Here is a 12,389-nt window from a genome sequence, read left to right as displayed (position 1 = left end):
GGCCAGGGCGGGTGCGGTCAGCGCTGGCGGGTCAGCAGGCCCGGCCGGTAGGGCAGCAGGCCGTAGTCGCCGCCCGAGCTGGGGGAGCGGCCCTGGTAGAGCAGTTGGAGGTTGCACGGGTCGACGGTCATCGTCTGGTCGGCGCTGACCCGCACCAGCTCGCCGTGGCTGATGTCGTTGGTCCAGGTGGCGCCGCTGTTGGCCTTGCCCGCGAACGGGTTGCCCTCGGTGGCGGCGTTCGGGGTCCACGAGCCGCTCAGGCTGGTGGCCGTGAACGACCGGAAGTAGCGGCCGTTGGCGCCGATCGCCTCGACGATCATGAGGTACTGGTTCTGGCCCTGCACCTTGTAGACCTGCGGCGCCTCGAACAGGTTGTTCGTCGAGTCGCTCATGATGGTCGTGTACGAGGAGCCGAAGTTGCCGGGGAAGTTCCCGATCGGCATGGACGCGCGGTAGATCTTGCCGTTGTCCCCGGCGAAGAACAGGTACATGTTCGTGCCGTCACCGATCAGGGTCTGGTCGATCGGCCCGGTGCCCGAGCCGGTGATGCTGCCGGTGAACAGGGGCTGCGGCGCCGACCACCCGTTGGGGTTGGTCGGGTCGCTGGAGGTCCGGTAGATGAACGGCCACGAGCCCCACTGATAGGCGAGCACCCAGATGTTCTTGGGGGCGAAGTAGAACAGGGTCGGCGCGACGGTGGCCGACGACATGGCGTTCTGGGAGGCCGAGCCCATGTCGGACCAGTTCGTGAACAGCCCGAAGTTCATCGAACCCCACGTGGTGCCGTTGTCGTGCGTGGTGGCGTACACCAGCTGCCGTCCGTTGTAGGGGACGGTCGTGAAGTCCTTGAGCGAGACCCATCCGGACCGCGGCTGCGCCAGCGCCCCGGTCGAACTCCAGCGGTAGGAGGAGGGCAGCGTGCACGACCCGGACGGCGGTGGTGTGGTCGGGGTCGAGCCGCCGACGCGGGCCAGCTGCCACTGCTGGTTGGTGCCGTTCCAGTCGGCGTACTGGACGATGTTGGCGCTGTCGGCGGTCGAGGCGCCCTGCACTTCGAGGGCCTTGCCGCTGTTGCGGTTGATCAGCTGGATGTAGCCGTCGACGTCCTGGACGCTGAACTGCTGGTTGGTGGTGTTGTTGTCGGTCCACTGCACGATCGCGCCGCCGTCGGCGGTGGAGAAGTTGTACACGTCGAGGACCTTGCCGGACAGCCGGGACTTGAGCCGGTAGTTGCCGCCGCCGGAGTCGACGAACTGCCATTGCTGCTGGTTGCCGTCGTTGCGGGTCCACTGGGTGATGCGGGCGCCGTCGTTGGTGGCGAGGTTGTAGACGTCGAGCGCCTTGCCGCTGTTGCGATTGACCAGCACGTACCAGGCGCTGGTGTCGATGGTCGCGGCCGAGGCGGGCGGGGCGGCGATCACGCTGAGCAGGCCACCGGCCAGCGCGGTCGCGGTGGCGGTGATGGCGGCCAGCCATCGGGATTTCTTCACGTCGGTTCCTTAGGGGTGGTGGGGGAAGGGGATCACGGCGCCGTCAGGTCGAACCGGTTCACGGTGACCGAGCCGCCGAGGGTGCTCGTGGCGTAGTTGAAGAGGCCGAAGCGGTAGCCCATGAAGAACTGCCAGTCGTTGTTCAGCACGAGTGCCGGCCCGAGCGTGGTGAAGGTGCTGCCGTTCGTGCTGTACGAGAACGTGGCCGTGCGCCCGGATCCGGGCTGGATGTTCGCGGTGACCCGCAGCCAGACCGTGCCGCCGGAGACGGGGGCTCCGGCGGCCTCGGAGCCGGTGCCGGTCGTGGTCCACCCGCTGGCCGACATGGTCAGGCCGTTTGTCATCGAGACACGGGTGGCGCCGTTGTCCTTGCGGACGCCGATCCAGGCCGAGCGGTCGCGCAGCATGGCCAGCCCGGCCCGGTCGCCGTTGGCCATCGACGCGTAGTTCAGCTGGATGGTGGCCGTCGACGCCGGGCCCTGGATCCGGTGCGTCAGCGTGTTCCGGGCGTTGTAGAGGTCGTTGGTGACGGTCGCGGTGGACAGTCGCAGCCCGTTGCCGACGGCGAACTTCGACGTGTCCGGGTTGTGGTTCCACTCCCAGCGCGCCGACAGTGCCGTACCGGTGAACGAGTCCGGGCCGATCATCGACTGCACGGTCTTCGTGGTGCTGATGTTCGGTTTCGGATAGGTGGCGCCCCAGCGGCCGTTGACGGTGGTCAGCACCGGCCAGCCATCACCGCTCCAGGTGATCGGCGCGAGCGTCGGCATCCGCCCGCCCGGGTAGGCGTCGGTGAACGCCATGTACCACCAGTCGCCGTTCTGCGTCTGCACGAGGCCGCCCTGATGCGGCACGCCACCACCGGAGATCGGGCCGGGCAGATCAAGAAGGACCTGGCGTTGCTCGTACGGACCCCACGGGCTGGCCGAGCGCAGCACGTACTGCCCGTTCGCGGGCCGGGTCAGCCAGATGTAGTAGTAGGCGCCCCGCTTGTACATGCGCGAGCCTTCGAGCGTGCCGATGCTCGACGGTGTCGTATAGACGGTCTGCGACCGCACCTCCGAGCTCAGATCGGCCGAGAGCTGGGCGACGCTGATCGTGCCGTTGCCGTAGGCGACGTACGGGGTCGCGCCGTCGAAGAGCAGGCCGGCGTCGTAGTAGCACTTGTTGATCCGGGCTCTCCTGGCCCAGCCGTTGCCGACCGCCGCCGAGGCGTACACATAGGTGCGGTTGAACTCGGTGCACCCGAGCCAGTAATACGTGGCGTCGCTCGGCCGGTAGTTGAAGGCGGAGGCCCAGATGCCTTTGACGTACGCCCGTGAGCCGCTCAGGTCGTAGGCGGCGGAGTCGAAGTCGAGCCTCGGTACGGAGTGGCCCGCGAACTCCCAATTGACCAGGTCGTACGAGCGCAGGATCGGCGCGCCCGGCGAGTAGTGCATGGTCGAGGCGGAGTAGTAGTACGCGTCACCGACCCGGATGATGTCCCCGTCGGCGAAGTCCTGCCAGACCACGGGATTGGTGAAGCTGCCGCCGGCGGGCACAAGCTGCCACTGCTGGTTGGCGCCGTTCCAGTCGGCGTACTGGACGATGTTGCCGCCGTCGGCGGTGGAAGCGCCCTGCACCTCGAGGGCCTTGCCGCTGTTGCGGTTGATCAGCCGGACGTGACCGCCGTCCGAGTCGGCCAGCTGGAACTGCTGGTTCGTCGTGTTGTTGTCGGTCCACTGCACGATCGCGGCGCCATCGGCGGCCGAGTTGTTGCTGACGTCGAGGACCTTGCCGGACAGCCGGGACTTGAGCCGGTAGTTGCCGCCGCCGGAGTCGACGAACTGCCATTGCTGCTGGTTGCCGTCGTTGCGGGTCCACTGGGTGATGCGGGCGCCGTCGTTGGTGGCGAGGTTGTAGACGTCGAGGGCCTTGCCGCTGTTGCGGTTCACCAGGACGTACCAGGTGTTCGTGTCGATCGTGGCGGCCGACGCGGCCGGGGCGGCCAGCACGACTCCGGCCAGTAGAGCCACAGCGACGATCCACCGCATGCTTCCTCCAGCAGTAGTGAACGTTAACATGCGTACTCGCGAGGGGTCTTGCATTGGATTTCGTCAATGTTGCCACGGCATTAAGCGGTCGTGCAACGAGGTGAATACGTCGACTAGAACGGTGAGCGCGTCATAACACTTCTTGAGACTTGTTTCGCTGTAACTGCTCTGGCAATGTGCCGTGTTAACGTTCTCAAACTGAGGGGCGGTAACCATGGGGCGTCTGAGGACCGCGCTGGTCGCGGGCATGCTGTTGCTGACCGGGGCCCTGACGGCCGTCCCGGGGTCCGCCGCGAACGCGCTCGACAACGGCGTGGGCCGCACCCCGCCGATGGGCTGGAACAGCTGGAACACCTTCGGCTGCGCGATCAGCGAGTCGCTGATCCGTGGGATGGCCGACAGCATGGTCAGCAGCGGCATGCGCGACGCCGGTTATCAGTACGTGGTGGTCGACGACTGCTGGATGAACCCGGACCGCGACGCGAACGGCAACCTGCAGGCGGATCCGTCCCGTTTCCCCAGCGGCATGCGGGCGCTCGGCGACTACATCCACGGAAAAGGCCTGAAGTTCGGCATCTACCAGGCGCCGCTCGACAAGACCTGCGCGCAGTACTTCGGCTCCTACCCGGGAGCCACCGGCAGCCAGGGCCACGAGGTGCAGGACGCCCGCCAGTTCGCCGCCTGGGGCGTCGACTACCTCAAGTACGACTGGTGCTCGCCCACCGGAACCATCGACCAGCAGGTCGCCACCTTCGCCAAGATGCGCGACGCGCTGGCCGCCACCGGGCGGCCGATCCTCTACAGCATCAACTCCAACAGCATCCACGCGAAGACCGGGCCCCAGCGCGACTGGGGCGACGTGGCGAACATCTGGCGTACCACCGAGGACATCCAGCTCGCCTGGGACACCGGTCAGGCCAATGGATATCCGATGGGCGTCAAGAACATCGTCGACGTCAACGTGCCGCTGTCCGGCTACGCGCGGCCGGGCGCCTTCAACGACCCGGACATGATGGAGGTCGGCCGCGGCACGCTGAGCGACGCCGAGCAGCGATCCCACTTCGCGCTCTGGGCGATGATGGCCGCCCCGCTGATCGCCGGCAACGACCTCCGCGGGATGAGCGCGGTCACCCAGACGATTTTGAAGAACGCCCGCCTGATCGCGATCAACCAGGACACCCTGGGCCGCCAGGCGGTGTCGGTGGCCGCCGACGGCAACCAGCGGGTGCTGGCCAAGCGGCTCTCCAACGACGACGTGGCGGTGGCGTTGTTCAACCAGTCGGGCTCGACCCGGACGATCTCCACCACGGCCGCGGCGATCGGCAAGAGCGGTTCGTCGTTCACCCTCGTCGACGCCTGGACCGGCGCCACGACGACCACCAGCGGCACGATCAGCGCCAGCGTGCCGTCGCACGCCACTGTCGTCTACCGGGTGAGCGGCGGCACCACCCCGACGTCGGCCGCCCTCGTCAGCGCGGCCTCCGGCCGTTGCCTGGACGTTCCCAACGGCAACACCGCCAACGGCACGCAGCCGGTCATCTGGGACTGCAACCGGGCCGCCAACCAGCAGTGGACCGTGTCCGGCTCGACCCTGCGCTCGCTCGGCAAGTGCCTGGACGCCCCGATCGGCGCCACCGCCGGCGCGAAGGTCCAGCTGTGGGACTGCAACGGCGGCGCCAACCAGCAGTGGGCGCTCAACACCGACGGCACCGTCCGCGCCACCCTGTCCGGCCTGTGCCTCGACGTCGACCGCAACCTCACCGCCAACGGAACCTTGACCCTGCTCTGGACCTGCACCGCGGCCCTCAATCAGCGGTGGTCACGGTCGTGACCCCGGGGTCACGCCGAGGCGCGCCGGACCAGTCGTGTGGGCAGGATGAGCGAGCTGCGCTCCTGCCCGGCGATCAGCCCGATGAGCAGCCGGGCCATCTCCGTGCCCAGAGCCTGAATGGGCTGGTGGACAGTGGTCAGGGCAGGGTCGGTGCGGCGGGCCGCGCCCAGGTCGTCGAAGCCGACCACGGCCACGTCGCCCGGCACGGACAGGCCGGCCTCGCGCAGGACGCGCAGGGCTCCCGCGGCCATGTTGTCGCTGGCGGCGAAGACGCCGTCGGCGCCGGGGTGGCGCTCGAGCACGGTGCGCATCGCCGCCGCCCCGCCGGCCTCGGTGAAGTCGCTCTCGACCACGCCGTGCGGGGTGAGGCCGGCCATGGCCAGCGCCTCGCGGTAACCCCGGTGGCGCGCGTCGGCGGCGCCGCTGCCGGATTCGCCGGTGATCGTGACGATGCGGGTCCGGCCGAGGCCGATCAGATGCTCGGTGGCAAGCCGGGCGCCGCCGAGGTTGTCGCAATCGACGTACCACCGCGGCTCGAAGCCGAGCGGCCGCCCACCGTAGACGGTGGGCAGACCGGCCTGGCCCGCGATCCGGTTCACCGGGTCGTCCTGGCGCGTGGCCAGCAACATGAGGCCGTCGACGCCGCCGGTGTGCAGCAAGTTCGTCAGCCGGGACCGGCCCCGGCCGGAGCTGGCCAGGCACAGCAGCAGGTGCAGCTCGGTCTCCTCGAGCGCCGCCGAGACGCCGACGATGACCTGCGCGAAGAACGGATCGGCGAACAGCTCGGGATCGTCGTGGGACACCGCGAGGGCGACGACGCCCGTCTGCCGGGTGGCCAGCGCGCGGGCGGTGCGGTTGGGCCGGTAGCCCAGCTCCTTGATGGCCTTCTCGACGGCTTCGCGGGCGGCGCGGCTGACGTGCGGCGCCTGGTTGATGGCACGGGACGCGGCCGAGCGGGAAACGCCCGCGCGCTCGGCCACCTCGTCGAGAGTGGGTTTCCGTGACTGCGCCGCCATCTCGATGATGATATCGACATTCGCCGTTGGATCGGGCGGCGAACTGGAAGCGCTCCCAGTTTTCCCCCGAGGCTCTTGACATGCCATCGGGCCGGTCCCAACCTGGAATCGATATCCGTAAATGTAGGAGACCGGAAGCGCTTCCAGTTTTGAGGAGGTTCGTTGATGAGACGTGTGCTGAGCGCCGCGCTGGCGCTGGTGGTTCCCGCTGTCCTGCTGGCCGCTCCGGCCGCCCACGCCGACCCCGTCGGCCAGACCAGCGGCTTCTACGTCAATCCCCACTCGAGTCCCGCCGCCTGGGCCGCCGCCAACCCGAACGACGGCCGGGCCGGCGCGATCCGGGCCCAGATCGCGCAGAGGCCGATGGCGGCCTGGTTCGGCAACTGGAGCGGCGACATCGGGTCGGCGGTCGGCTCCTACGTGGCCGCCGCCGACGCCGTCGACAAGCTGCCGATCCTGGTCGCCTACAACATTCCGGGCCGCGACGCGTGCGGCGGCCACTCCGGCGGCGGCGCCGGCAGCGTCGCCGCCTACGACGCGTGGATCGCCTCCTTCGCCGCCGCCATCGGCAGACGGCCGGCCGTGGTGGTCCTGGAGCCCGACTCGCTGGGCGACTTCGGCTGCATGAGCCAGGCCCAGATCGCCGACCGCCTCGGCATGCTGTCCCGCGCCGCCGGGCAGTTCCGGTCCAAGGCGCCCAACGCCTGGGCCTATCTCGACGCCGGGAACCCCGGCTGGGTCGACGCCCGGACGATGGCGCAGCGCCTGAACTCGGCGGGTGTCCCGGCCGCGCACGGCTTCGCGCTGAACGTGTCCAACTACTTCACCACCGGTGAGAACGTCAACTACGGCACCAGCGTCGCGGCCGCGTTGCGCGGCTACGGCTACAGCAAGCCGTTCGTGGTCGACACCAGCCGCAACGGCAACGGCTCCAACGGCGCCTGGTGCAATCCGGCCGGCCGCCGGATCGGCACCCCGAGCCAGCTCGGCGGCGGCGCCGAGATGCTGCTCTGGCTCAAGACGCCGGGTGAGTCCGACGGCAACTGTGGCGTCGGCGCGGGCTCGGCCGCCGGGCAGTTCCTCCCCGAAGTCGCCTACAAGATGATCTTCGGCTACTGACGCCTTTTCGCGGCGCCTTTTTGGGAGCGCTCCTGAGGCGTACCGCTCAATTCCCCCGAGAAAGGTTGCGTGCTCATGCCCATCCCCAGGCACGGCGGGGCGGCGCTGCTCGCGGTGAGCGTTGCCGTCGCCATCGCCATCGCCATCGCCGGCACCGCGAATGCCGCCTCCACGCTGGGCGCCTCGGCCGCCCAGAGCGGCCGCTACTACGGCGCCGCCATCGCCGCCGGCCGTCTCGGCGACTCCACGTACACCCGGATCCTGACCACCGAGTTCAACTCGGTCACCGCCGAGAACGAGATGAAGTGGGACGCCACCGAGCCGTCACAGGGCCGGTTCACCTACACCAACGGCGACCGCATCCTCAACCAAGGGCTCGCCATGGGCGCCAAGGTCCGCGGACACGCCCTGCTCTGGCACCAGCAACAGCCCTCGTGGGCGCAGTCGCTGTCCGGCAGCGCCCTGCGTAACGCCGCCATCAACCACGTCACCCAGGTCGCGACCCACTACAAAGGCAAGATCTACGCCTGGGACGTGGTGAACGAGGCCTTCGCCGACGGTGGCAGCGGCGCCCGGCGCGACTCCAACCTCCAGCGCACCGGCAACGACTGGATCGAGGCCGCCTTCCGGGCCGCCCGCGCGGCCGACCCGAACGCCAAGCTCTGCTACAACGACTACAACACCGACGGCATCAACGCGAAGTCGACCGGCATCTACACCATGGTCCGCGACTTCAAGTCCCGCGGCGTGCCGATCGACTGCGTCGGCTTCCAGTCCCACCTCGGCGCCGGCCTCGACTCGACCTATCAGGCCAACCTCCAGCGCTTCGCCGACCTCGGCGTCGACGTGCAGATCACCGAGCTCGACGTGGCACAGGGCGGCAACCAGGCCAATGTGTACGCCGGTGTCACCCGCGCCTGTATGGCGGTGTCCCGGTGCACAGGCATCACCGTCTGGGGCATCCGGGACAGCGACTCGTGGCGAACGGGGGAGAACCCGCTGCTGTTCGACAACTCCGGCAACAAGAAGGCGGCGTACACCTCGGTCCTGAACGCCCTCAACGCCGGCGGCACCACCAACCCGCCCCCGCCCTCCGGCGCCTGCGCCGCCACGGTGTCGCTGAACTCCTGGAACGGCGGCTTCGTGGCCACGGTGCGGGTCACCGCCGGTGCGGCGGCGATCTCCGGCTGGACGGTCGGGATTCCCCTGCCCGCCGGCGGCGCGATCACCGGCATCTGGAACGCCACCAACAGCGGCGGCGCTTTCGGCAACGTCAGCTACAACGGCCGGATCCCGGCCGGCGGCTCGACCGAGTTCGGCTTCCAGGGCACCGGCAGCGGGCCCACGGCCACCCCCACCTGTTCGGCAGACGAGGAGTCGTGATGTCGATCCGAAGAATCATGGCAGTCCTGCTGGTCACCGCGGCGGCGCTGGCGATCGCGACGGCGGTCCCGGCCGGCGCCGCGGCCACCAGCGGGTGCGGCAAGGCGCCGACGCTGACCAGCGGCACCCGCACCATTTCCAGCGGCGGCCAGAACCGCTCGTACATCCTGCGCGTGCCGGACAACTACGACCGCGCCAAGCCGTACAAACTGATCTTCGCCTTTCACTGGCTGAACGGAACCGCGGGCACCGTGGCCGGCGGCGGCTACTACGGATTGCAGGGACTGTCGAACAACTCGGCCATCCTGGTCGCGCCGCAGGGCATCGACAACGGCTGGGCCAACACCGGCAACCGCGACCTCACCCTCGTCGACAACCTGACCGCGCTGATCGAGGGCGATCTGTGCGTCGACACCACCCAGGTGTTCGCGCTCGGCTGGAGCTACGGCGGGGCCATGAGCTACGCCGTCGCGTGTGCCCGGCCGGCGGTCTTCCGCGCGGTCGCGGTCCTGTCCGGCGCCAATCTCAGCGGCTGCGACCCGGGCACGCAGCCGGTCGCCTACCTGGGCATCCACGGCACCCATGACAGCGTGCTGAACATCTCGCAGGGCCGGGCCATCCGCGACACCTTCGTCCGCAACAACGGCTGCACCGCCCAGAATCCGCCCGAGCCGGCCCGCGGCAGCCTCACCCACATCGTGACCTCGTACGCGGGCTGCCGCGCCGGATATCCGGTGTCCTGGGCCGCGTTCGACGGCGACCACACCCCGGAACCCGTCGACGAATCCACCTCGACCAGCGGTGCCCTCACGTGGGTGGGCGCCGAGGTCTGGCGGTTCTTCACGGGGCTGGGCAGCACCACGCCGACCACACCGCCTGTTCCGTCCGGCGCCTGCACCGCCGCCTATCGGATCACCGGCCAGTGGCAGGGCGGCTTCCAGGCCGAGGTCACGGTGACGGCCGGCGCCACGGCGCTGACCGGGTGGCGGGTCGGCTGGACCTTCGCCGACGGCCAGACGATCACCCAGTCCTGGGGCGGGCGCGTCACGGGGAGCGGCAGCGCGCCGACCGTGACCAACGAGACCTGGAACGGCGGGCTGAGCGCGGGCGCGTCGGCCACCTTCGGCTTCCTCGGCACCTGGACCGGCGCCAACAGCGTGCCCACCACCACCTGTGGGCCGGCGTGAGACGCCGTACGCTCGCCGCGGTCCTCTCGGTGCTGGCTGTTCTCGGCTTGCTGCCGGGTGCGGCCCGGGCCGACAACCCGATCGTCCAGACCATCTACACCGCCGACCCGGCGCCGCTGGTCCACAACGGCCGCGTCTACCTCTACACCGGCCACGACGAGGACAACTCGACCTGGTTCACGATGAAGGAGTGGCGGGTCTACTCGTCGGCCGACATGGTCAACTGGACCGACCACGGCTCACCGCTCGACCTGGCCAGTTTCAGCTGGGCCGGCGCGAACGCGTGGGCCGGTCAGGCGGTCCACCGCAACGGCAAGTTCTACTGGTACGTCCCGATGACCGTGCGCGCCACCGGGCAGATGGGCATCGGCGTGGCCGTCTCGGCCAGCCCGGCCGGCCCGTTCACCGACGCCATCGGGCGCCCGCTGGTCAGCAACGGCCAGATCGACCCGACGGTGTTCGTCGACGACGACGGGCAGGCCTATCTGTACTGGGGCAACCCCGATCTCTGGTACGTCAAGCTCAACGCGGACATGACCTCGTACTCGGGTAGCCCCACCAAGATTCCGCTGACCACGGCCGGCTTCGGCACGCGAACCGGCGACGCGAACCGGCCCACGTTGTTCGAAGAAGGGCCGTGGGTCTACAAACGCAACGGCCTCTACTACCTCGTCTTCGCCGCGAAATGCTGCTCGGAGTTCATCGCGTACTCCACCGCACCGGGTCCGGCCGGACCGTGGACCTACCGCGGCACGATCATGCCGACGCAGGGGAGCAGCTTCACCAACCACGCAGGCGTGATCGACTTCAACGGCGCGTCGTACTTCTTCTATCACAACGGCGCGCTGCCCGGCGGCGGCGGTTTCACCCGTTCGGTGGCCGTCGAAAGATTCGCCTACCGCTCCGACGGCACCATTCCGACGATCACCATGACGACGGCCGGCGTACCGCAGGCCGGCTCGCTCAACCCGTACGCCCGGCAGGAGGCCGAGACCGTCGCCTGGGCGTCCGGCGTGGAGACCGAACGCTCCTCCGAGGGCGGCCTGAACGTCGGCTACATCGAGAACGGCGACTACCTGAAGGTCAAGGGAGCCGGCTTCGGCGCCGGCGCCCGTTCCTTCACCGCGCGGGCCGCCTCGGCCACGAGCGGCGGAAAGGTCGAGGTGCGCCTCGACAGCCCCACCGGCGCCGTGGCCGGCACCTGCACCGTCCCCGGCACCGGCGGCTGGCAGAACTGGACGTCGGTGACCTGCCCGGTCAGCGCCGCCACCGGGACCCGCGACCTCTACCTGAGGTTCACCGGCGGCAGCGGCTACCTGCTGAACCTGAACTGGTGGCAGTTCAGCACGTAGACGATCGCGGTCAGGCGACCGGGCGGATCCGGCCCTCGGTGGCATCGCCGAGGGCCGGACCGGAGACCGCTGTCTCCCGCAACGCGTCGAGCACGGAGCGGACCGGGGCGCGGTGCAGTGTCTCCGGCCGGGTCAGCACGTCGATGTGGCGGTCGGCCGGCAGGTCGGTCACGGGGCGCAGCACGAGTCGTGGATCCGGGGGCGTCGTGTGGCCCGGCAGCAGGGCCAGCGCCTCGCCGGCCGCGACCACCGACGCCGCGACCGTGAACTCGTTGATGCGGTGGCGGATGTCGAGGGGGCGCCCGGCCGCGGCCGCGATCGCGGTCAGCACCCCGGTCAGCGGGAACCCCTCGTGGACGCTGATCCACGGCCACGCGCTCACGTCGGCCGCGGTGAGCCGTTCGCGCGCGGCCAGGGGATGGTGGGCGGACATCGCGACGTACAACGGCTCCCGCATCAGGGGGATCACCGTGAGCCGGTCGGAGGGCCAGGGCGGGCTGTGGGTCAGCCGGTGTGCCAGCACCAGGTCGTAGTCGCCGACCAGGGCGGGGAAATCGGCCTCGGCCACATCGCGGTCCGCGCACCGCAGCTCCGGAAACCGCGCGATCAGGGGTGCGAACCAGGTCAGGCCGGCGCTGTGGAACGCGGCCATGGTGACCGGCGTGCCCGGCGCGTCGAGATAGTCGCCGACGGCCCGGGACGCCCGGTCGAGGGCGGTCATCACCTCGACCGCGGCCGTGGCCAGGGCCCGGCCCGCGCCGGTCAGCACGAGGCGCCGGCCGCTGCGCTCGGTCAGGGGGACCGGCGACGATCGTTGCAGGACGTTGAGCTGCTGGGAGACGGCCGACGGGGTGATGTGCAGCGCGCGGGCCACGGCAGCCACGCTGCCCCGCTCGCCCAGCTCGCGGAGGAGCCTCAGGTGGTGCGGATCCATTAGGCCTCACTACATCGTCGTTTCAGCATGTGGCGTCTTGTCTA

At 69.7% G+C, this 12,389-nt stretch carries 9 protein-coding genes; 5 read left to right on the top strand and 4 right to left on the bottom strand.

Translation table 11 applies throughout. The annotated features are described in order from the left end of the window. Window positions 1-17 precede the first annotated feature (17 nt). Both ACFY36_RS10955 and ACFY36_RS10950 read right to left on the bottom strand, forming a co-directional pair. Window positions 18-1,463, bottom strand: a complete 1,446-nt coding sequence (locus ACFY36_RS10955) for a non-reducing end alpha-L-arabinofuranosidase family hydrolase (protein WP_499745849.1) — start codon at window positions 1,461-1,463, stop codon at window positions 18-20. A gap of 59 nt (window positions 1,464-1,522) precedes the next feature. After that, window positions 1,523-3,523 carry an RICIN domain-containing protein gene (locus tag ACFY36_RS10950; RefSeq protein WP_499745736.1) on the bottom strand — a complete coding sequence of 667 codons (2,001 nt, stop codon included), beginning with the start codon at window positions 3,521-3,523 and terminating at the stop codon, window positions 1,523-1,525. 214 nt (window positions 3,524-3,737) lie between these two features. Here ACFY36_RS10950 and ACFY36_RS10945 point away from each other — a divergent pair, with 214 nt between their 5' ends. After that, window positions 3,738-5,354: a glycoside hydrolase family 27 protein gene (locus ACFY36_RS10945; RefSeq protein WP_499745735.1), complete on the top strand. Its 1,617-nt coding sequence runs from the start codon at window positions 3,738-3,740 to the stop codon at window positions 5,352-5,354. Between the two features lie 8 nt (window positions 5,355-5,362). On the opposite strand, the gene ACFY36_RS10940 is transcribed toward ACFY36_RS10945, so the two are convergent. Next, window positions 5,363-6,370 carry a LacI family DNA-binding transcriptional regulator gene (locus tag ACFY36_RS10940; protein ID WP_499745734.1) on the bottom strand — a complete coding sequence of 336 codons (1,008 nt, stop codon included), beginning with the start codon at window positions 6,368-6,370 and terminating at the stop codon, window positions 5,363-5,365. A 165-nt stretch (window positions 6,371-6,535) separates the two neighbouring features. On the opposite strand from ACFY36_RS10940, the gene ACFY36_RS10935 reads away from it, so the two are divergent. From ACFY36_RS10935 to ACFY36_RS10920, 4 genes are all read left to right on the top strand, one after another. Then, window positions 6,536-7,489 (top strand): glycoside hydrolase family 6 protein, encoded by a 954-nt coding sequence (locus tag ACFY36_RS10935; protein ID WP_499745733.1) that lies wholly within the window; start codon window positions 6,536-6,538, stop codon window positions 7,487-7,489. 75 nt (window positions 7,490-7,564) lie between these two features. Then, window positions 7,565-8,872: a glycoside hydrolase family 10 protein gene (locus ACFY36_RS10930; RefSeq protein WP_499745732.1), complete on the top strand. Its 1,308-nt coding sequence runs from the start codon at window positions 7,565-7,567 to the stop codon at window positions 8,870-8,872. Continuing rightward, window positions 8,872-10,059, top strand: coding sequence for a CE1 family esterase (locus tag ACFY36_RS10925; protein WP_499745731.1), 1,188 nt, complete (start codon window positions 8,872-8,874; stop codon window positions 10,057-10,059). Before ACFY36_RS10930 ends, ACFY36_RS10925 begins: the two co-directional genes overlap by 1 nt. Further along, window positions 10,056-11,411 (top strand): glycoside hydrolase family 43 protein, encoded by a 1,356-nt coding sequence (locus ACFY36_RS10920; RefSeq protein WP_499745730.1) that lies wholly within the window; start codon window positions 10,056-10,058, stop codon window positions 11,409-11,411. Before ACFY36_RS10925 ends, ACFY36_RS10920 begins: the two co-directional genes overlap by 4 nt. Window positions 11,412-11,421: 10 nt before the next feature. Here the strand turns inward: ACFY36_RS10920 and ACFY36_RS10915 are convergent, their stop codons facing one another. After that, window positions 11,422-12,345, bottom strand: a complete 924-nt coding sequence (locus ACFY36_RS10915; protein WP_499745729.1) for a LysR family transcriptional regulator — start codon at window positions 12,343-12,345, stop codon at window positions 11,422-11,424. Window positions 12,346-12,389: the final 44 nt, after the last annotated feature.

It is taken from the genome of Actinoplanes sp. NPDC000266 (assembly GCF_042899005.1).
In the GTDB taxonomy this organism is placed as follows: Bacteria; Actinomycetota; Actinomycetes; order Mycobacteriales; family Micromonosporaceae; genus Actinoplanes.
This window is presented reverse-complemented; position numbering and strand designations above follow the sequence as displayed.

Excerpts from the sequence above, each read along its gene's own strand:
- ACFY36_RS10950 (WP_499745736.1), bottom strand. The coding sequence starts at position 3,523 with ATGCGGTGGATCGTCGCTGTGGCTCTACTGGCCGGAGTCGTGCTGGCC.
- ACFY36_RS10945 (WP_499745735.1), top strand. The coding sequence starts at position 3,738 with ATGGGGCGTCTGAGGACCGCGCTGGTCGCGGGCATGCTGTTGCTGACC.
- ACFY36_RS10940 (WP_499745734.1), bottom strand. The coding sequence starts at position 6,370 with ATGGCGGCGCAGTCACGGAAACCCACTCTCGACGAGGTGGCCGAGCGC.
- ACFY36_RS10935 (WP_499745733.1), top strand. The coding sequence starts at position 6,536 with ATGAGACGTGTGCTGAGCGCCGCGCTGGCGCTGGTGGTTCCCGCTGTC.
- ACFY36_RS10930 (WP_499745732.1), top strand. The coding sequence starts at position 7,565 with ATGCCCATCCCCAGGCACGGCGGGGCGGCGCTGCTCGCGGTGAGCGTT.
- ACFY36_RS10925 (WP_499745731.1), top strand. The coding sequence starts at position 8,872 with ATGTCGATCCGAAGAATCATGGCAGTCCTGCTGGTCACCGCGGCGGCG.
- ACFY36_RS10915 (WP_499745729.1), bottom strand. The coding sequence starts at position 12,345 with ATGGATCCGCACCACCTGAGGCTCCTCCGCGAGCTGGGCGAGCGGGGC.